The 19,054-nt window shown below is 46.7% G+C and carries 14 protein-coding genes, 1 pseudogene and 1 riboswitch; of the genes and pseudogenes, 12 read left to right on the top strand and 3 right to left on the bottom strand.

Features of this window, described 5'->3' with window-relative positions:
• Nucleotides 1-375: 375 nt before the first annotated feature.
• Nucleotides 376-2,538, bottom strand: a complete 2,163-nt coding sequence (locus tag L5M11_RS08510; protein ID WP_263191866.1) for a glycoside hydrolase family 97 protein — start codon at nucleotides 2,536-2,538, stop codon at nucleotides 376-378.
• 267 nt (nucleotides 2,539-2,805) lie between these two features.
• On the opposite strand from L5M11_RS08510, the gene L5M11_RS08505 reads away from it, so the two are divergent.
• The 3 genes from L5M11_RS08505 (at nucleotide 2,806) to L5M11_RS08495 (ending at nucleotide 5,157) form a co-directional block, all read left to right on the top strand.
• On the top strand, nucleotides 2,806-3,585 hold the full coding sequence (locus L5M11_RS08505; protein WP_263191865.1) for a tRNA (adenine(22)-N(1))-methyltransferase: 780 nt from the start codon (nucleotides 2,806-2,808) through the stop codon (nucleotides 3,583-3,585).
• 284 nt (nucleotides 3,586-3,869) lie between these two features.
• The gene (locus L5M11_RS08500) at nucleotides 3,870-4,400 is read left to right on the top strand and encodes an NUDIX hydrolase (protein WP_173244689.1); all 531 of its coding nucleotides are present in this window, start codon (nucleotides 3,870-3,872) and stop codon (nucleotides 4,398-4,400) included.
• Nucleotides 4,401-4,548: 148 nt separating this feature from the next.
• Nucleotides 4,549-5,157 carry a tRNA-uridine aminocarboxypropyltransferase gene (locus L5M11_RS08495; protein WP_263191863.1) on the top strand — a complete coding sequence of 203 codons (609 nt, stop codon included), beginning with the start codon at nucleotides 4,549-4,551 and terminating at the stop codon, nucleotides 5,155-5,157.
• 147 nt (nucleotides 5,158-5,304) lie between these two features.
• On the opposite strand, the gene trhA is transcribed toward L5M11_RS08495, so the two are convergent.
• On the bottom strand, nucleotides 5,305-5,988 hold the full coding sequence (gene trhA, locus L5M11_RS08490; protein ID WP_263191862.1) for a PAQR family membrane homeostasis protein TrhA: 684 nt from the start codon (nucleotides 5,986-5,988) through the stop codon (nucleotides 5,305-5,307).
• Between the two features lie 495 nt (nucleotides 5,989-6,483).
• On the opposite strand from trhA, the pseudogene L5M11_RS08485 reads away from it, so the two are divergent.
• The 9 genes and pseudogenes from L5M11_RS08485 to L5M11_RS08445 all read left to right on the top strand — a co-directional run bounded on the left by L5M11_RS08485 (nucleotide 6,484) and on the right by L5M11_RS08445 (nucleotide 17,992).
• Nucleotides 6,484-7,859 (top strand): annotated as a pseudogene (locus L5M11_RS08485) (hypothetical protein).
• Between the two features lie 167 nt (nucleotides 7,860-8,026).
• Nucleotides 8,027-8,125, top strand: a riboswitch (TPP riboswitch).
• 201 nt (nucleotides 8,126-8,326) lie between these two features.
• Entirely contained in the window at nucleotides 8,327-10,486 is a 2,160-nt protein-coding gene (thiC, locus tag L5M11_RS08480) for a phosphomethylpyrimidine synthase ThiC (protein ID WP_263191860.1), read from the top strand.
• A gap of 2 nt (nucleotides 10,487-10,488) precedes the next feature.
• Nucleotides 10,489-12,429, top strand: coding sequence for a bifunctional hydroxymethylpyrimidine kinase/phosphomethylpyrimidine kinase (locus tag L5M11_RS08475; RefSeq protein ID WP_263191858.1), 1,941 nt, complete (start codon nucleotides 10,489-10,491; stop codon nucleotides 12,427-12,429).
• The gene (locus L5M11_RS08470; protein ID WP_263191857.1) at nucleotides 12,422-13,321 is read left to right on the top strand and encodes a HesA/MoeB/ThiF family protein; all 900 of its coding nucleotides are present in this window, start codon (nucleotides 12,422-12,424) and stop codon (nucleotides 13,319-13,321) included. Before L5M11_RS08475 ends, L5M11_RS08470 begins: the two co-directional genes overlap by 8 nt.
• Before the next feature lies 1 nt (nucleotide 13,322).
• Nucleotides 13,323-13,526 (top strand): sulfur carrier protein ThiS, encoded by a 204-nt coding sequence (thiS, locus tag L5M11_RS08465; protein ID WP_263138807.1) that lies wholly within the window; start codon nucleotides 13,323-13,325, stop codon nucleotides 13,524-13,526.
• Nucleotide 13,527: 1 nt separating this feature from the next.
• On the top strand, nucleotides 13,528-14,292 hold the full coding sequence (locus tag L5M11_RS08460; protein ID WP_261761582.1) for a thiazole synthase: 765 nt from the start codon (nucleotides 13,528-13,530) through the stop codon (nucleotides 14,290-14,292).
• Nucleotides 14,289-15,404 (top strand): 2-iminoacetate synthase ThiH, encoded by a 1,116-nt coding sequence (gene thiH / locus L5M11_RS08455; RefSeq protein ID WP_263191856.1) that lies wholly within the window; start codon nucleotides 14,289-14,291, stop codon nucleotides 15,402-15,404. The genes L5M11_RS08460 and thiH overlap by 4 nt, the downstream gene beginning before the upstream one ends.
• 102 nt (nucleotides 15,405-15,506) lie before the next feature.
• On the top strand, nucleotides 15,507-15,770 hold the full coding sequence (locus tag L5M11_RS08450) for a chemotaxis protein (RefSeq protein WP_131524079.1): 264 nt from the start codon (nucleotides 15,507-15,509) through the stop codon (nucleotides 15,768-15,770).
• Between the two features lie 5 nt (nucleotides 15,771-15,775).
• Nucleotides 15,776-17,992, top strand: a complete 2,217-nt coding sequence (locus tag L5M11_RS08445) for a putative metalloprotease CJM1_0395 family protein (RefSeq protein ID WP_263191855.1) — start codon at nucleotides 15,776-15,778, stop codon at nucleotides 17,990-17,992.
• A 147-nt stretch (nucleotides 17,993-18,139) separates the two neighbouring features.
• Here the strand turns inward: L5M11_RS08445 and L5M11_RS08440 are convergent, their stop codons facing one another.
• Nucleotides 18,140-19,048, bottom strand: coding sequence for a LysR family transcriptional regulator (locus tag L5M11_RS08440; protein ID WP_263186397.1), 909 nt, complete (start codon nucleotides 19,046-19,048; stop codon nucleotides 18,140-18,142).
• Nucleotides 19,049-19,054 lie beyond the last annotated feature (6 nt).

The following is a 19,054-nucleotide window of genomic DNA, read 5'->3' as shown; positions in this document are numbered from 1 at the left end:
TTTTTGCACCTGTGTTGGTTGTACGCCTTCGCCTTGTGCTGCTGTGGTCTGTCTATGGTGTTTGCGAGGGTATTTAAAGCCTGTTCATTCGGTTCATGCTGATTTGTTGGCCTAGGCACGAACTGAATTTACGCCAACATCAGCTAAGACGCTTCAAGGGGGATTAACTTTTACGTTTTGTATTGGGATAAACAGGTGCTATCTGGCAATAAAAAGTCACCAAGGACAAGGTACATCCTTGGTGACTTTCTGTTGTTTACTCTGTATTTTTACACTCGCTCAAACACTTAGTTAACGCGCTAACGTTAACATGCTGAATTTAAAGAGTTAAACCTAAAGTGCTGAATTTAAAGTACTAAACTTAAAGTACTAAATCTAAAGTACTTTGAATCTGATTGCCGTGCCGCCACTGCTGGCGAGTGCGAGGTTTAGGCTATCTTTAGCGCTCACCTCTTTTGTTTCAATCACATAATCATAGGGATTTGTTTTCCAATCGGCTTTTGCGCCATCGCGGTAAATTTGTGCTTGATAACGTTTATTCGGGGAGAGGAAATCCAGTTTGACCGTGACCTTGCGTGCGGTTTCATCCGTGAGTGCGCCTAAGTACCAATCATTTTGATCCTTCGCTTGGCGAGCAAAGACCACATAGTCACCGACTTCACCGGCCAGCGCGACACTTTGATACCAATCTGTGGGCACATCACGGATAAATTGGAAGGCATCTAAGTGCTTTTCATAATTGCGCGGCAGATCCGCTGCCATTTGGATTGGGCTATAGAGCACAACGTACAAGGCGAGCTGTTTGGTCAATGTGGTTTGCACACGATTTTCTGCATCCAACCCTTTGGGCGCTAAGTCAAAAATCCCTGGGGTAAAGTCCATTGGACCCGCAAGCATGCGGGTAAAGGGTAACATGGCCGTATGTTCAGGGCTGTTTGGTGGGCTACCCCAAGCATTGTACTCTTGGCCGCGGGCACCTTCGCGGGAGATCCAGTTCGGATAGGTTCGGCGCAGGCCTGTGTCTTTAATCGGCTCGTGGGTATTGATACTGATGTGGTGTTTCGCTGCTTCAGTGACATTGTGCAAATACTCACCGACCATAAATTGGCCGTCGTGCCACTCGTGACGGGTAATGCCTTTGTCATCTATGCGCTTGATTTGGCCACCATCGGCGACATAGCCCGTCTTGACTTGAGTAACACCATGCTGCTCATACAGGGCGAAGGCATCAGCCATTTGATCGCGATAATGGGTGACTGAACCTGCGGTTTCATGGTGGCCGATTAAACGTACATTTTGCTTTGCTCCGTAGGCTGTGATGGCGGGCAGATCGAAATCAGCATAGGCCTTGGTAAAGCTAAATTGATCGCCGTTGTGGAACCAGTCGCCGTCCCAACCTTCATTCCAACCTTCTACCAGTACGCCATCAAACTGATATTTAGCGGCGAAATCCATATAACGCTTTGTTTCACTGGTGGTTGCGCCATGGGTTGGGCCCGAGCCCCAGGTATTTTCGTTTAAGTGCATTCCCCACCAAATACCGACGTATTTCCCTGGTTTTACCCAAGTAACATCGCCGAGTTTATTGGGTTCATTGAGGTTTAGGATGAGGTGCGAATTGAGTAGCCCAGTTGCTTTGTCGGCAATTTGAATGGTGCGCCATGGCGTATAAAAACCCACTTGGGTTTTGACGCGAATACCATCTGACCAAGGCGTGAGATCGGCCTTAAGTTTGCCATCGCGCTGTTGATCTAAGGTCATGGCGGCAAAGTCCACCAAGGCGGCTTCGTGGATACTTAAGTGCGTACCATCCGCGAGTTTAAAGGTGAAGGGGGTATGGGCTCTATCGACGTCTTTAAGCGCTGTGGTGCGATATAAATATTCGTAGCGATTCCAGCCGCGGGCAGGGATCCACCATGCAGTGGCTTTATCGCTCTTGCCGACATTGAACTCGGTTAACTCGTCAGTGATGGATAGCGGCGAATTGGCGGGCAGGGCAGCTTGTGGGGCTAAGTGATAGCGAAAGCCAATCCCATCGTCAAAGGCTTTAAATTCGATTTCGAGTTGCACCTTGCCATTACTTAATACAGCAGTCAGTTGATTGTGTTGATCGCGGATCCATTCCTGTTCGCCCCAAGGTTGTTGCCACTTTTCATCAGCACTTTTTTTATCGCTGCTTTTTATCTGCAATCCTTGACCGAGTTCGCCAATGGATTGAAAAACTAAGCCTAAGCGGCTCGGTTCTATGACTGTTTTACCGTAAAAATCGATTTTATATTCGGGGCGGCCAGTATCATCACTCAAGCTGATTTGAATTTGTTGGTTGGGTGAGCTGACGGTAACGGTTTTAGCAAATACGTTGGCACTAAAAAGACTCGTGACCGCAAGGGCGATGGCTGTAGGGCTTAATAGCGCTTGCGATAGCTTTTGGCACGATGAGCTCTGGCGAGTGTGGCTGTTTGTTAAGTGGCAGTCTGTTACGTGACGGGCAGTTAAGTCGCTGCGAGTGAACTGAATAGGGTTGGTCTTGATGAACATTCCTTGATCCTTGTTTTTATAACGAATGTGACTCACAGCATACTAGTGGCGATGGCTTTTTAACCGCAACGGCCTGCATACGTATTCACCATATTAAGGCGTGGCGTAACAGACGTGACGTGAAGCACTGCGAGGGCACGAACAAAAGATGTGGTTTGCTTTTGACTCGGGTAAACTGCGCGCTTTCTTTTTGCTTAAAAATGCAATTTAGCGTGGGATTTACAGTGGGATTTACAGTATTTGGAGCCGCAGTAGTAAGGTCAAACCGTGAAAATTAGCCAACGTTTACAACAGATAAACAGCATGATCACTGGTCATTACGATCATATTTGGGATTGCTGCTGCGATCATGGTTTGCTCGGTATGCTGTTGTTAAAAAGGAATGCTGCCCGCCAAGTGCACTTTGTCGATTGTGTCCCTTCGCTGATGCAGGCGCTTGAGCTGCGTTTACAACGTTTCTTTCCCGCTGACATATCAGGCCAAAATCTACACTTAAACCCACATTTAAACCCAGACATAGACCCAAACTTAAGTTGTCACACTCAGTGGCAAGTGCATTGCCTCGATGTCATGGCTTTACCGCTCGAGCAAACCAGTGACAAAGATAAACAGTTGATTATCATCGCTGGCGTGGGTGGTGAATTGCTGGTGGAATTAGTGCGGGCAATTTTAGCTCAACACCCACTGCGGCACCTCGAGTTTATTTTGTGTCCCGTGCATCATAATTACTATGTCAGGCAATCACTTTCGGCCTTAGGGCTAGGGCTTAAGTCGGAACACTTATTGGAAGAGAATCAACGTTTCTACGAAATCCTCCATGTCAGTACAATCGTGGCTCCAAATGGTCTGCCTATCACTGCTACGGGGTCGTTAATATGGCAGACGTTAGATGAAGCAAGTTTGCCGCGAGCACACCGCTACCTGTCGCAGGTGATTGGCCATTACCAACGCATGCCGGCGCACAAGCAAACTCCTGAAATTATTCACGCCTATCAGCAGCAATTGGCCCAGCTCTTGAGTGAGCATAGTGAGTTTGAATGCGCTTGAGCATTTTTCCGCTTGGGCATTACGTTGAGAACTAAGATGAGAACCAAAGATGAGCAGCTAAGATGAGGATCAGGCGAAAGAGCTGATGCATCGCGATCTCGTTGTTAATATTATGGGTAAAACGATTTTAGCATAAACCGTTAACAATCAATATTGTAATCGTTAAAACCTATTAATCACTCGGACTGGACTGAGTGTGATTATTGCCTCTGTGGCAGTTTTTGATCTGCATTTGGCGCATTTTCGTTTATGCTGCGATTCCTTTTCGGCAAATGGCTACGACGATGCGTTTATTGAGAACTACCCAAGATCCTGCGGTTAACCTACAGACGGCACGCGTTTTTTATCGCAGAGCTGCCCGCGCGATAGTGTTATCGGGTGAAGACATTTTGCTACTTTATACCCAAAAATACCGCGACTACAGCTTACCCGGAGGCGGAATTGATGATGGCGAGAGTCTCGAAGATGGACTGATCCGCGAGCTTCAGGAAGAAACCGGTGCCTTAGACATTCAAGTGTTAGCGCCCTTTGGTCGCTATGAAGAGTTTCGACCTTGGTACCGTGAAGGAGCGAATGTAGTGCACATGGAGTCATTCTGTTATGTGTGCCGTATTGACATCACACTGGGTGAGCGTGGTTTAGGTGAGACTCGATTAGAAGCCCATGAGATAAAAAATGGCATGCGGCCTGAATGGCTTAATATTCATCAAGCTATCGCCCATAACGAAGATATTCAGCGCAATCATCCCCATAAAGGCCAATCAATAGAACGTGAAACTTTTCTGCTAAAACAGATAGTGTTGGAATGTTTTTAATTTTTATCACTTTAAAATCATGTATTTAATGTATGATTTTATTTCACGCATAACTGAGTGAGCAGGGTTTGGTTAGCGATTAAACGTCGTTATTTCAACGTGCTCTTTTAAGCTGATACTGCTTCGAGCCTGTTCCTAACATCGCTAGATGTTTAATGTTATTTCTCATTCTTTTGCAGCAGCAAGGAAGGCAATGCAGATTATTTTATTGACCCACGAGCGCGAGTTAACCCGCAAAACGAATACTGGCCAACTCGCGTTAGCCGCATTCCCTGAAGAGGTGAAAAGCATCGTCTGGTCGAGAACGGCACCTGATAACGATTTAGTGGCTATGTTGGCATCGCAGCAGGCTAAACTGTTGTTTCCAGCAAGTGATACTGAGCACACTGGGCCCATTGATCATAATGCCTTAGATACGGTTTTAGCTGAGCCAGCGCTCTCGAACGCACAAGCCTTGTTAGTGCATGCGCAATCTACAGTTATAGCAGCACAACGAATGCCGAACCAAGTGGTGATTTTAGATGCGACTTGGCAGGAGGCGCGTAAGATGCTGCGCCAGAGTCCCTATCTCAAAACAGCCGCACGAGTCAGTTTGCCGCCACTTATGCCTGAATCCGCCTTTATATTGCGGCGTAATCAGCAAGAAGGGGGCTTGTGTACCGCAGAATGTATTATTGCGCTTTGGCGCCAGTGTGGCAGAGCAGAACAAGCGACGGTATTAGCGTCGCTGTTTACTGAATTGAATAGCCGTACTTGATTGCGGTGTTTGAGAGAGCGTTCGAGGAAGTGTTTGAATAGATAATTAACGACTTTTAGCTTTGACCCATAGATAAATCACCGTCAGCTGAATCACCATCTGTTAAGTCATAGTCATTTAAATCACTATCAGTTAAATCATAGTCATTTAAATAACAGTCAGATATATACACAGAAAGTGGCTCATGGCACCGCCGAGCACAAACAAATGCCAAATGGCATGGTTGAATGGAATGCGTTTACCGACGTAGAATACAACCCCTAATGTGTAAAATAACCCACCTAAGATCAATAGATTAAACCCTACCTCTGACATCGCCGCCGTTAAATCGCCCATCACAGTGACACATAGCCAGCCCATAGCGAGATACAAGACTAAGCTTAACTTTTTGAATTTGTGAATAAACAGTGTCTTAAATAGGATCCCACCAATTGCAAGCGACCAAATGGCCGTTAAAATCACTATCGACTGCGTGCCTTGTAAGCTTATCAGCATCAAAGGTGTGTAAGTTCCTGCAATTAAACAGTAAATAGCGCAGTGATCGGCGATCTTAAGTTTATGTTTCCAGCCTGAATGGCTAACGCTGTGGTATAAGGTTGAGCATAGAAAAAGCACTATGATGCTCGCACCATAAATGGCAACGCCTGTTAGTTGAATTGGCGTTAGATGATCTTGCCCTTTGAGTAACATCAGTACCAATGCAACTATGCCTGCGATGACGCCTAAGCCATGGGATACGCTATTAGCGATTTCTTCTTTAATACTATACGGCCCAGACTTAGCTGAGATGTTAGCTGGGTTTTGTTGTTCGATAACACTTTGACTCGACATGGTAGATACACACTCGCAAACGATAATGACTGAGTCTATCAGTTAGGAAAATAAACCACCATATTTAAGCGTACACTTGTAAGCTTAAATTTCGTGATTGGCTTCTATTTTTCATCTTTTAGATTTTTAACGCCGTCTTGCACTCCCATCAGTGCATCGCATTGATGATGTTACTCGCTTCAAGACGTGAGATTTAACATTCAATTTAGCGCGATTATGATCCCAATTCCCAGCCTTATTTGTCTTAACTAACAAGTGACTTATCAAGCACTGGCGTAAAGTACTGTGCTTGTAGCGTGTTGTATTCGCGTTGAACTTTACCCTGTTTGCCTCCTCTAATCTGCGTTGAGCACTCGTAAGTAAATGCAATCAATAGATAATTCGCTTTCAATATTCACCAACCCGATATTGGATTGATATTGAATTAGAGTGTAATCGTTCCACGTTAAGCATCATTGAAATCAATGGATACTATACAAAACCTAAGGATGGATTTTGCCTTTTCAACATCAACCCAAGGCCGCGCCTTTATTGACAGCATCTCCTACAGCGATAGCGATTGGAGATGATGTCGATAGTGCTTTGCTGATTTCGGTCACATCGCCAGAAGGTGAGACTTTTATCGCCTTTGATCATCAGCTCGGTGAACTGGATGCTGCTCAAACGCCTGTTTTTACCACTGATACGGAGCCATTAGCGTTCAATAGCGATGCAGGTCATTCAGCCTCTAAGCATGACATCAAAGGCATAGCTCAAGATAAAACCCAAGATTTGGTACTGCAAGAAATCCATGCTGAACATCAAGATCAACATCAACATAAATTGGTTCCTGAGTCTGAATCCAAACCTGAACTGTCTGGGACGATACAAACTAGTGCTCAGGGATTGGGGACGGGATCCGTTTTACGTGCTCGTCAGCCATATTTCAAAGAATTAAGTCTGTTATTTTTTGTGGTCTTAGTGCATGCGTGTTTATTTTTACTTATCTGTATTTTGTGGCGCCCGCAGTTAAATCCCTTCGGATTGAAGGAAATAGAAAGTCGTGGCCCTAAAGTGGCAGCGATCAAGGCTTACTTTATTTATGCTCCCGCGGTAGAGAAAGCCGAAACCTCAGAGTCCGAAACTGAGATAAAGGCCGAGGATAAGACTGAAGCGACAAGTTCTGTTACGCCTACAATTGTTCCCACGCCTCCAACTCAAGTTAAGCCTCTGCCAATACTTGAAAAGGTCATGCCTGAAACAATAGCACCCGAAAAGGCCGTCTCTGAAAAAGTAGAATCAGAAAAAGTGAACCCAGATACGGTTAAACCGAACATCACTCAATCGAGCCAATCTCAATCAAAGAAAACTCAATCAATTGCCCCAAGTGATGAACAACCCACTGAAACGATGGCAATAAAACCAACGAATACGTTGGATACCTCAGAATTAAAGCCGCAGCTTGGCGCTAAGAGCTCGCCTGCAGCAGAAGGTGAGATCACAATAGCGACAAGCTCAAGCATGATTTATTCACGCAGCAATATTTTGAACGTCAGCGCGAGCAAGCGCTCGATGATCTCGTCATTGAACAGGCCGATAAGTTCACCCGGAAATCGAATATGAGTGAAATGAGCCCAGAGATGGAGGTGCTATTTGTCCCTAATGCCGATGATTTCGGTGACACAACGAGTCTAGATTTACCCTTAGACCCAAATCGTATTGTGCGTAAAGGGGATACTTGTTATCGCGTGGTACAAGTCGGCACTCAAGTTAATCCTTACGCCGAAAATTTAGGCTTCCCATTTGACTGCAGTGGCAAAAAAATCAATCAAGCTATTGATGATGCCATTCAATCTCGATTAAACAAAATGATGCTCAAACCCCATAAATAGTGACTTTCTTTCATGATCTATTTTCACGATAATCACAACTTTGCTAGTTTAATTTAATTTACTTAATTAAAAACAACAAATTATGAATCTTTATTTTGGATTGGTAGTTAAGGTTTTTAATTACTTTTTTCCTTGTTTGTTGCTGCCGCTTCTGTCTATACTGCGCACTCATCTTGTCGGAGTGCCTCTTGGCTGAGACCGTTTATTCGGGATCCGTTGAACCTGATCAGGTTAAAACCTGCGAAGGAAACAAGCGTAATAACACATATTAAATCGCCAAAATAGACGGCTTGAACACCTGTTAACTCAGCAGTGTTTTAAGACTTAATGTTTAGATTTAATTGTTATTGAGCAGGGTAACTCAATTTTTGAAGCCAGTGTTGGCCACAAAAATTGATTGCCGTGTCCAGCTATCAACAACTCAATTCTCCAGACAAGCAACTCCATTTTTTAACGTGAGATTGCTTATGTCCAGTTCAAACCAAAACCCAGCTGTAGCTGCCAATTCGATAGAAATAACAGCGCCAGAATCGACAATCCCTAATAAATCGACAGTGCCTAATAAATCGGCTGAGTCTAGTCAATCAATCGTGCCTAATAAATCGGCTGAGTCTAGTCAATCAATCGTGCCTAAGGCGCCGAGTCGCCGCGAAACCCGCGCGCAGGCCCAAGCCTTTATCGATACGTTAGCGCCGCTGCAACATCCTAATTCACAAAAGATTTATCTCGAAGGTTCAAGTGCCGATATTCGCGTTGGCATGCGACACATTCTGCAGACTGACACGCTGGTGGGCGGAACAGATGATGCGCCTATCATGGAGAAAAATCCGCCAATCCGAGTGTACGATTGCGCCGGACCTTATTCCGATCCTGAGGCCGACATCAATGTGCGTCTAGGCCTTGGTAAATTAAGACAAAACTGGATCCTAGCCCGCAACGACACAGAGCAATTACCCTGTGCCACCTCAGATTTTACCCAACAAAGACTCGCCGACGACGGTTTAGACCATCTGCGTTTTGAGGCAGGTTCGAGTGCAATTGTCCGCCCACGCAGAGCGCTTCAGGGTAAACGAGTCAGTCAATTACACTATGCCCGTCAAGGGATTATCACGCCCGAAATGGAATATGTGGCGATCCGCGAGAACATGGCACTCGCCGAAGTACAGGATGAAATCCTCAATCGTAAAGCCAAGGGCGAAGCCTTTGGTGCCTTAGTTGGTGAACCGATTACCGCCGAATTTGTCCGCGCCGAAGTTGCCCGTGGCCGCGCGATTATTCCGCTGAATATTAACCATCCCGAAGCCGAACCTATGATTATCGGGCGTAATTTTCTGGTGAAAGTGAACGCCAATATCGGTAATTCTGCGGTGACGTCTTCCATCGAGGAAGAAGTAGAAAAGCTCGTCTGGTCTACCCGTTGGGGCGCGGATACTGTCATGGATTTATCCACGGGTCGTTATATTCACGAGACCCGCGAGTGGATCATCCGCAACTCACCAGTGCCCATCGGCACAGTGCCGATTTATCAAGCGCTGGAGAAAGTGAACGGCGTAGCAGAGGATTTAACCTGGGAAGTGTTCCGCGATACCTTGATTGAACAAGCGGAGCAAGGTGTTGATTATTTTACGATTCATGCTGGTGTGCTGCTTCGTTATGTGCCGATGACGGCTAAACGCGTTACTGGGATCGTTTCCCGCGGCGGTTCAATCATGGCCAAATGGTGCTTGAGCCATCATAAGGAAAACTTCCTCTACAGCCATTTTCGTGAGATCTGTGAGCTTTGCGTCGCCTACGATGTATCCCTGTCTTTAGGCGATGGTATGCGTCCAGGCTCGATTGCCGACGCTAATGATGCCGCCCAGTTTGCAGAGCTTGAAACCTTAGGTGAACTAGTCAAAATCGCGTGGGAATACGACGTGCAAACCATTATCGAAGGGCCGGGACATATCCCGATGCAGCTCATTAAAGAGAACATGGACAAGCAGTTAGTTCACTGCGACGAAGCGCCGTTTTACACCCTTGGCCCACAAATCACCGATATTGCACCTGGGTATGATCATTTCACCTCCGGCATAGGCGCGGCCATGATAGCTTGGTACGGCTGCGCTATGTTGTGTTATGTCACGCCAAAAGAACACTTAGGATTACCGAATAAACAAGATGTTAAGCAAGGTTTGATTGCCTACAAGATTGCTGCACACGCCGCCGATGTGGCGAAAGGTCATCCGAGTGCGCAAATTCGTGATAATGCGCTGGCAAAGGCGCGTTTCGAATTCCGCTGGGAAGATCAATATAACTTAGGACTCGATCCTGAAACCGCGCGTGCTTATCACGATGAATCTTTACCGCAGGAATCCGCTAAAGTCGCGCATTTTTGCTCTATGTGCGGCCCTAAATTTTGTTCGATGAAAATCACCCAAGATGTTCGCGCCTATGCCGCTGGCTTAGAGGCGGCACAAGCGAAAGCGGAGCAAGTTGAAGCGGCTGCCCAAGCCATGCAAGTCACAATCAAGACGCCGCAGGAGTTGGAAGCGGCAATGGCGCTAAAATCGGCACAATTTGCTGCCTCGGGTGCCGAGATCTATCAGGTGATAGACAAGCTTGTCGCCGATGTTGAGGAAGCCTAATTATGCAGGGTATTCATGGGGGGAAATTGCCCATGAATACCGAGCGCCCCGCGATTGTTTGGACTATAGCTGGTTCAGACAGCGGCGGCGGTGCCGGTATTCAGGCGGACTTGGCCACGATTCAAGATTTGGGTTGTCACGGTTGCAGCGTGATCACCACAGTGACGGCGCAAAGCTCAGTGGCGGTCACTTTAGTCGAGCCCGTATCAGCGGCGATGTTAATGGCTCAGTTGACCACTTTACTTTCAGACTTGCCACCCAAAGCAATTAAAATCGGCTTACTGGCAGATCAAACTCAAGTGGCATTGCTGGCAGATTGGATCGCGAGTTTTAAAATCCACTATTCATCTGTGCCTGTCATTGTCGATCCTGTGATGGTCGCCAGTTGTGGCGATGCATTAGCAGTAGATAACTGTCAGGATATAAAAAGTACGGCTAAATCAGCCTTAGATTTTAGGCCTTTCAAAGGTTTAATCGAACTTATCACACCCAATGTGCTTGAACTTGGGCGGTTAACTCACAGTGATGTTTCAACGAAAGCACAATTCGCTGCTGCAGCACAGGCTTTATCCCAGAGTTTAGATTGCAGTGTGCTCGCTAAAGGGGGCGATGTGAGCTTTGGCAGCACTGATATTCTTGATGATACTCATGCTAAAACTCACGATAACACTCATGCTCAAACTCAGGCTAACGTTCATGTTAGCACTCTCGATAGCAACGGCTGGGATCATGGGCTGGCCGAGGATTATCTGGTTTGCCATCAAGTACGCGCGAGCTCTGAGCTGCATCAAAATGGGCGCTTCTGGTTAGCCAGCCAGCGGGTTAATACCCGTCATAATCATGGTAGCGGCTGCACTTTGTCATCGGCCATTGTCGCCGTGTTAGCGCAAGGTTTTGTATTGCAAGATGCGGTGGTTGTTGCCAAAGCCTATGTGAGTCAAGGTTTAAGCGCAGCGATTGGCTTAGGGCAAGGTCCAGGGCCGTTGGCCCGTACGGGTTGGCCTAATGACTTGTCCCGCTATGCCAAGATAAGGCAGTGTTGTGATAATGGTATCAATCAACACCTTGATGTTGGTAATGATTTAGTTGCAACAGTTTTATCCGCAACAGATCAGGCAACCGCTCAGGTAAGAATAGCCTCGACGCAACCTCAAAATATTTTATCCCACGGTTTTAAAGTGCTCGATGCCGATCTTGGTGTTTACCCTGTGGTGAGTGACTTAACCATGCTGGAGAGTTTGTTAGCTGCGGGCGTTAAAACCCTGCAGTTACGGATAAAAACCGACATCAGCGAATTAACTACTGCAGCGCCAGCCGAATCTAATTTAGGCAAGTCTGCGCTAAGTAGATGTGAGTCAGGCAAATCTAAGTTAGGCGAACCTGAGTTAATTGGCTCCGAATTAGAAGCACAAATTCAAACGGCCATTGCCTTAGGTAAGCATTTTAATGCGCAGCTTTTTATCAATGATCACTGGCAGTTAGCGATAAAATACCATGCATTTGGGGTACATTTAGGCCAAGAAGATCTCGCCGTTACCGACTTAGCGGCCATTCAAGCCGCGGGGCTCGCGCTAGGCATATCGAGCCACAGTTATTTCGAGTTGCTATTGGCGCATCAATACTCGCCATCCTACATAGCGCTTGGGCATATATTCTCAACCACGACGAAGCAAATGCCTTCGGCGCCCCAAGGGCTCGCAAAACTTAAACATTATGTGGCGTTACTCCAAGACCACTATCCCTTGGTCGCCATTGGCGGCATCGACTTAGCTAATCTGGCAAAGGTGAAAGCCACTGGGGTCGGCAATATTGCTGTGGTGCGCGCAATAACCGAGGCTCAGGATCCAGTCGCAGCATTTGCAGAGTTGAGCCAAGCTTGGGAGCAATGTAGCTTGTCTGAAGAACTGGCTGTAAAGCATGAGTTGGTTGCTAAGCATGAGTAAAAACCAACCGCTTGCTCACGCAGAGGTTCTTTGCGACGGTACACAAAGCGCTCATACACTCAGTGATGCTGATTTCATGCGTTATTCTCGGCAAGTCTTATTGCCAGAGGTCGGTGAGGCAGGGCAATTGCAATTGGTCGACGCCAGCGTTGTTATTGTAGGGCTTGGCGGCTTAGGGCAATTGGCGGCGCAGTATCTGGCTTGTGCTGGCATTGGCAACTTGACCTTAATCGACATGGATAAGGTTGAAGTATCAAATCTGCCAAGACAATTGTTATTCAACGATGCCGACATTGGACTCAATAAGGCCCGAGTTGCCAAGCAAAAGCTCAAAGGCTTAGCGCCACATTGCACTGTTACTGCCCATGAAACAGCATTTAGTGCTGAGACATCAGCTCATCACTTCGCTGAGGTTTTACAATTAAAACAACAGGGTAAAAGAGTGCTCGTGCTTGACTGTACTGATAACTTTGCGACCCGCCAAGCCATTAATCGCAGCTGTATCGAAGCTGCTTTACCTTTAGTCAGCGCGTCAATCGCAGCATTTAGCGGCCAATTGTTTGCAGTCGATCAAGTGCAGTTCCCCTCTGGTGGTTGTTATCACTGTATTTTCCCCGTACAGACGAGAGTGTCACAGAGCTGCAGTACCCAAGGCGTACTTGGGCCGAACGTGGGCGTGATGGCGTCAATGCAATCTTTGGTGGCTATGCAACTTTTGTTGAATATGGATAGTTGTAATGAATCGAAAAGTGCCTTGTTGGGGCGTTTTTGGCGCTTCGACGCTAAATCACTTTCATGGACTGCGGCGATATTAACGCGGGATCCCCATTGTGACATATGTGGCCCCAAAGGGGCTTATCTATCATCAAATAAAGATAATCTTGAGGTTTGATATGATTTTAATTCACATAAATAATATCCCACAGTCGTTGACTGAACCGACGTCACTCGCGGCTGTGATCCTCGCGCAAGATATTGCCCTCGACTCAGTTGCTATCGTGTTGAATGCAGAGGTGGTTCCGCGCAACCGCTGGCAATCTATTCTCTGCCAACATGAAGATAAATTAGAACTTTTTTCAGCAGTGGCGGGAGGCTAATATGTTAACGATTGCCGATGTGGAGTTTGAATCACGGTTATTTACCGGAACGGGAAAATTCAGCAATAGCCAAGTGATGCTTGAGGCGATAACGGCTTCAAAATCGCAGTTAGTGACAGTCGCGATGAAAAGAATTGATTTTAAAATGGGGCTTGATGATTTACTCACGCCGTTACGTCAAGCGGGTGTGAGGCTATTGCCTAACACTTCGGGGGCGAGAAACGCCAAGGAAGCGGTGTTTGCGGCAGAGCTTGCCCGTGAAATGCTGGGAACTCATTGGATTAAGCTCGAAATCCACCCCGATCCTAAGTACCTGATGCCCGATGCAATTGAAACCTTAGCAGCGGCCAAGATTCTCTGTGATAAAGGTTTTATCGTGATGCCCTATGTGCATGCCGATCCTGTGCTCTGTCGCCGCTTGGAAGAGGTGGGCTGCGCTGCTGTTATGCCACTGGCGAGTCCGATTGGCAGTAATCAAGGTTTAGTCACTGAAAGCTTTTTAAAAATCATCATAGAGCAGGCGCGGGTGCCAGTGGTGATTGACGCTGGCATTGGCGCACCTTCACAGGCTGCGCGGGCAATGGAGCTGGGCGCCGATGCTGTGCTCGTCAACACCGCCATCGCCAGCAGCGCGTCGCCGATAGTGATGGCCGAGTGCTTTAAAGAGGCGGTGCAATGCGGCAGACGGGCCTTTGAAGCTGGGCTTGGCCGAGTACAAACGGGCGCGGTACAGACCAGTCCTCTGACAGGATTTTTAAATCAATGAGTTTTGTAGCGGAATTTGCCAACATCCCACGGGATAAACTGTTACTCGATTTGTATTCTTGCACAGCCCAAGATGTCGAACGGGCGTTAGTGAGTCCAGCAGGGGATTTGCGCAGCTTACTGGCCTTGTTATCACCTGCGGCGGAACCTTATATCGAAACCATGGCGCAGCACTCTGCGGCGCTTACGCGGCAGCGATTTGGCGCGAATCTGGGCATGTATTTACCGCTATACTTCTCGAATCTGTGCGCTAATGATTGTGATTACTGTGGCTTTAGCATGAGTAACAAACTCAAACGCAAGACCTTGAATGAGCTGGAGTTGATGGCCGAAATGGCCATTATCAAAGATAGGGGTTTCGATTCTGTTTTACTGGTGTCGGGTGAGCATGAAACTAAGGTTGGTATCGATTATTTCACGCAAATGTTGCCGCTGGTAAAGCAGCAATTTAGCCATGTGGCGATGGAGGTTCAGCCCATGAGTGAGGACCATTATTGCCAGTTAGTCGCGCTAGGTTTAGATGCTGTGATGATTTATCAGGAGACCTATCAGCCCGAGACTTATGCTCGTCACCATTCCCGAGGTAAAAAAATGGATTTTGCCTATCGTTTAGCAACACCGGACAGAGTTGCGGCGGCGGGGGTCGATAAAATTGGTCTTGGGGTGTTACTGGGGCTGGATGATTGGCGTTTAGATGCGTTAATGATGGGATACCATCTCGACTATTTGGAGCGGCGCTATTGGCGCACTCGCTTTAGTATTTCGCTGCCAAGGTTAAGGCCTTGTACTGGCGGGATCACCCCAAAAGTTATTCTATCGGATTTAGGTTTAGTACAAATGATTTGTGCATTTAGACTTTTTAATCATCAGCTTGATATCAGCATGTCGACAAGGGAAAGCCCTGAGCTGAGGGATAATCTTTTATCACTTGGAATTACTCAAATCAGTGCGGGTAGTTCGACACAACCGGGCGGCTATCAAGCACCCGACAGTCAACTCGATCAATTTGAGATAAGCGATGATCGCAGCGTCGAGCAAGTCATCGAACAGATGCAACGGCAGGGTTTTAATCCCGTATTTAAGGATTGGGAAGCCAATTGGATCACAGGATAAATAAGACCGTAAATAAATGGTGAGAATGCGGATAAAACCTGTACTTTTGCAGGTGATTGGTCAATAATTGACCCATTAATCACAGCGTGCAGGAATACCGTTATGCAAATCCAATCTGCTTATTCATCCGGTCTGCAAGGCTTGCAAAGTGCTCAATCTGGGCTCACTCAAGCAACAATAGATGTGGCTAAACCTACACCGACTCAAAGTGCGGCTCCGGCTGAATCTACAAGAGATGTTGCGCAGCCTGATAAAACCTCGGCATTACTTAACGCTAATGAGTCATTAAGACAAGGGGAAGCGTCAACAGAAGTGATTGAAACTGATTCTGAAACGATAGGTTCGATCATTAATATTAAGGTGTAAATATCATGTCGGTTGTGGCGCTATCACCTAAGGTTGGAGCGCCATCCTCTTCATTTTCGGCACATGATAAGATGCTCAGCTCGAATCTAAGCCAGAGTCAAAGCCAGAGTCACGCTAATAGCACTTATCAAGGAGCCAGCGCTCACACTGCAGGCTCCGCAAAAATTGAAGCGAGTGGTGTCCATGAACTACAGGTTACTGGAACTTCATTTGCTCCAGTTCAAGCCACGCCTATTACTTCATTAGCTGCTAACGTTTCTCAATCTCTCCACTCATCACCGAATGTGTCTTTTGCTGCTTCTAGTGCTGTTTCATCAACTACTGCATCTGTACTTCCTGTACTGAATGGTGCAAGCCAAGCACCCAAGATCGATCCTTTTTCCGTACCAACGCCAAGGAGCAATCCTCAGGTAAATACGTTAAATGATCGAGCTAGCTTACATGCCGATGCGAGTTTTAGTTTGTTAACAGGACCAAGATCCATTTCTGGTGTACGCGGGGGACAGATTGCGGCACCTATTTCTACTCAGGTATTTTCGCCAGTCGCGGGTACGAGTAATAGCGGACTTGGGGTAAATTCCTTGGCTACAATAAGTCCAAATCTCAGTGTAACGAGCAATATTCCCGTTGATATTTTTACGCCTCTGAGTCCATCAATTGGCACTAGTGGTACTGATATTCCTGCTTTCAATCCATCTAGCACGGGTGATGTTTCTCCAATAATGCCTGATTTAGCTGCAGTGTTTGGACCACAAACTATCTTTACTGGAACTGCGTTAGTTGATCCCACTACGTCTGATTCTGCAATCAACAGTTCTGTAAATAAGAGTGCTGTAAATAAGAGTATAGCAACGAGTGCAGGGCCTGTTGGCCAGTCAAACTCTGCGCAAGCCGTAGATCAATCCGCTAGCAATGATGTTGTTCAACCGACTGTGGCAGAGCAATTTACTCAAGTTTTCGGTGAAGCTGAGGCTCAAGCTAGTCCTGTAGATGCTCCTGCGACAGCGTCTAACCCAGATGATAGTCAACAAGTCTTAGCTGCTGTCTTTGCCCCAAATGATAATCAGCTTGAAAAGCAAGTACGGGAAGAAGAATCGCAGAAACAGCAAATTGCAGCAGCGGAAGAGGCAAAGCAGCAATCACTGGTTCAACAGGCTCAGGAACAAGAGATACAAGCCCAAGAAAAAGCGCAGGCGCAACAGCAACAACAGGTTGATTCACTTAAGGCCAGAGATTCTGAGGTTAAAGCCCATGAGCATGCCCACGCAACCGTCGGAGGACAATACGCTCAGAGCCCGAGTTTTAAGTATGAAAAGGGTGCTGATGGCCAACGTTACGCCACCGATGGCGAAGTGCAGATTGATGTCTCTCCTGTGGGAGGCGACCCGCTTGCAACGATAAACAAAATGAAGCAAGTTTATGCCGCAGCAATGGCTCCTGTTGACCCGTCATCAGCGGATATCCGTGTTGCCGCGGAAGCCTTGCAAAAAATGAATGAAGCTAAGGTGATGCTGGCAGAGGAGCGACAAAAACAAATTGTTGACTTGCAAACGGCTCAAACATTAATAGACGCGGATGCTCAAATCAAAGAGTTGCCACCGTTAGAAAAACATACACCTGTGGTGACGGGAGATGTTGATGAGTCAGGTAATATTGTTCAACCCCAAGAGGCTGTATTCACCCCAGCCTCTACTGCGCTTGATAAGCTAAAACAAGCGATCGAGGCGCAAACGGTCAACACGAGAGTCATTGATACGGGTTCGAAAACCTCTTCTGATATCAGTGACTCAGTCACTACATCGACCACAGTGGAAACGATTGAGCCACCGACCGCAACTTTAGCATTTGGAGAAGCTTCAACTTCAGCGGATTTAGCGACGGGTTTTATCTCAAGATCCGATAGTGTTGCAAGCCGTTATTATGCCGCGGTTGCACAAGCTAGTGCCGGACCTTCAGCTCGTGTCGATATGACGTCGCAAGCCAATATTCAGCCTTCTTATCTGGCATCTTCAAATGATCTGCCTAGCAATTTGCAATCTACGGATGTTTTGTCCGCAAACAATGTAAATGAGCAGTCTTCAAATATCAGTGCTAGCGCGAATACGAATGTGTCTTTGCAGAGCGAGTTATATGTTGAGGATGACCTCTTGCAGGAGACGGGATTTATTCAGCCGCAATATTTGGGTTATCAACAAGCACGCTATGTCGACTTTAGTGTGTAAGATTAGGCTTTAACTATTCCCATGATTCGCTGTTCATCATCTTTTTCGAAACAACCTCTCAGTACCACTAAGAACTAAGCATTTTATCAGCAGTTGGCATTTATCATTTGGCTCACTCGAATTGATAACTCTTTTTGTATCTTGCTGTTAATGACTATTCGTCATTTCAATTCCATGCTGTTTTAAAATCAAGGAAGCAAGCAGTTTTGATGCAGGCCCTTGTTGATCTCTTTTAGGGATCACTAAGCTCAACATGATGCGACGTTTTTGGCTGCCCTCAAGATGTAAACGTACTAGATTACCCGAAGCCAATTCTTCTTGGACTAAGAAAGAGGGGATCCAACAGAAACCAATGCCTTGATTTAAAATGACTTTAGCTTCATGGAAGTTAGAGACAGTCCAGCGCTGCTCAGCTTTGAGCCAGCCGATATCAATGTTGGATTGCACTCCAGTATCTTTAATCACTAACTGTAAATATTGTGCCAGTAGTTTATCGTCTTCAATTGTGCCTAAGTCAGCGAGTGGGTGATTTGGATGACAGACGAGGTAGAGTTCTTGTTCACATAAGGGTTCGGATAAATACCCTTTAGGCGGCACCCCTGCACAGATAGCAATATCGACTTTACTCTGCAGAATGAGCTCTTGAGTGCCGGTGATCACTGAGTCCAGCATGATGATTCGAGTGCCACGACTGTGGGGTAGAAACGCATTGAGGGCACACACTAAGCTTTCCATCGGATAGATAATTTCACGGGCAATCGTGAGTGTCGGCTCCCACCCTTGTTCAAGATTACTCGCAAGTTGTTCTAACTCGTTGACGGCTTGGGTGACATGCCGTGAGCGGCGCAGCAGCACTTCGCCCTGCGGGGTGAGATAGGCTTTACGGCCTTTGACTTCGAGTAGCTCGATACCTAATTGATGCTGTAATTTGGCAACGGCATGGTTAAGTGACGATTGACTCTTGTTGAGTTTTTCGGCCGCTTGGGCATAGCCGCCAAAATCGACCACCGCTTGCAAAATACGCCATTGTTCTAAGGTAGATTTAGCTCGAGTCATTATAAT

This window comes from Shewanella sp. SM87, from assembly GCF_025653705.1.
GTDB lineage: Bacteria > Pseudomonadota > Gammaproteobacteria > Enterobacterales > Shewanellaceae > Shewanella > Shewanella oncorhynchi.
This window is presented reverse-complemented; position numbering and strand designations above follow the sequence as displayed.

Excerpts from the sequence above, each read along its gene's own strand:
- L5M11_RS08510 (WP_263191866.1), bottom strand. The coding sequence starts at position 2,538 with ATGTTCATCAAGACCAACCCTATTCAGTTCACTCGCAGCGACTTAACT.
- L5M11_RS08500 (WP_173244689.1), top strand. The coding sequence starts at position 3,870 with ATGCGTTTATTGAGAACTACCCAAGATCCTGCGGTTAACCTACAGACG.
- L5M11_RS08495 (WP_263191863.1), top strand. The coding sequence starts at position 4,549 with ATGTTTAATGTTATTTCTCATTCTTTTGCAGCAGCAAGGAAGGCAATG.
- trhA (WP_263191862.1), bottom strand. The coding sequence starts at position 5,988 with ATGTCGAGTCAAAGTGTTATCGAACAACAAAACCCAGCTAACATCTCA.
- thiC (WP_263191860.1), top strand. The coding sequence starts at position 8,327 with ATGTCCAGTTCAAACCAAAACCCAGCTGTAGCTGCCAATTCGATAGAA.
- L5M11_RS08475 (WP_263191858.1), top strand. The coding sequence starts at position 10,489 with ATGCAGGGTATTCATGGGGGGAAATTGCCCATGAATACCGAGCGCCCC.
- L5M11_RS08470 (WP_263191857.1), top strand. The coding sequence starts at position 12,422 with ATGAGTAAAAACCAACCGCTTGCTCACGCAGAGGTTCTTTGCGACGGT.
- thiS (WP_263138807.1), top strand. The coding sequence starts at position 13,323 with ATGATTTTAATTCACATAAATAATATCCCACAGTCGTTGACTGAACCG.
- L5M11_RS08460 (WP_261761582.1), top strand. The coding sequence starts at position 13,528 with ATGTTAACGATTGCCGATGTGGAGTTTGAATCACGGTTATTTACCGGA.
- thiH (WP_263191856.1), top strand. The coding sequence starts at position 14,289 with ATGAGTTTTGTAGCGGAATTTGCCAACATCCCACGGGATAAACTGTTA.
- L5M11_RS08450 (WP_131524079.1), top strand. The coding sequence starts at position 15,507 with ATGCAAATCCAATCTGCTTATTCATCCGGTCTGCAAGGCTTGCAAAGT.
- L5M11_RS08445 (WP_263191855.1), top strand. The coding sequence starts at position 15,776 with ATGTCGGTTGTGGCGCTATCACCTAAGGTTGGAGCGCCATCCTCTTCA.
- L5M11_RS08440 (WP_263186397.1), bottom strand. The coding sequence starts at position 19,048 with ATGACTCGAGCTAAATCTACCTTAGAACAATGGCGTATTTTGCAAGCG.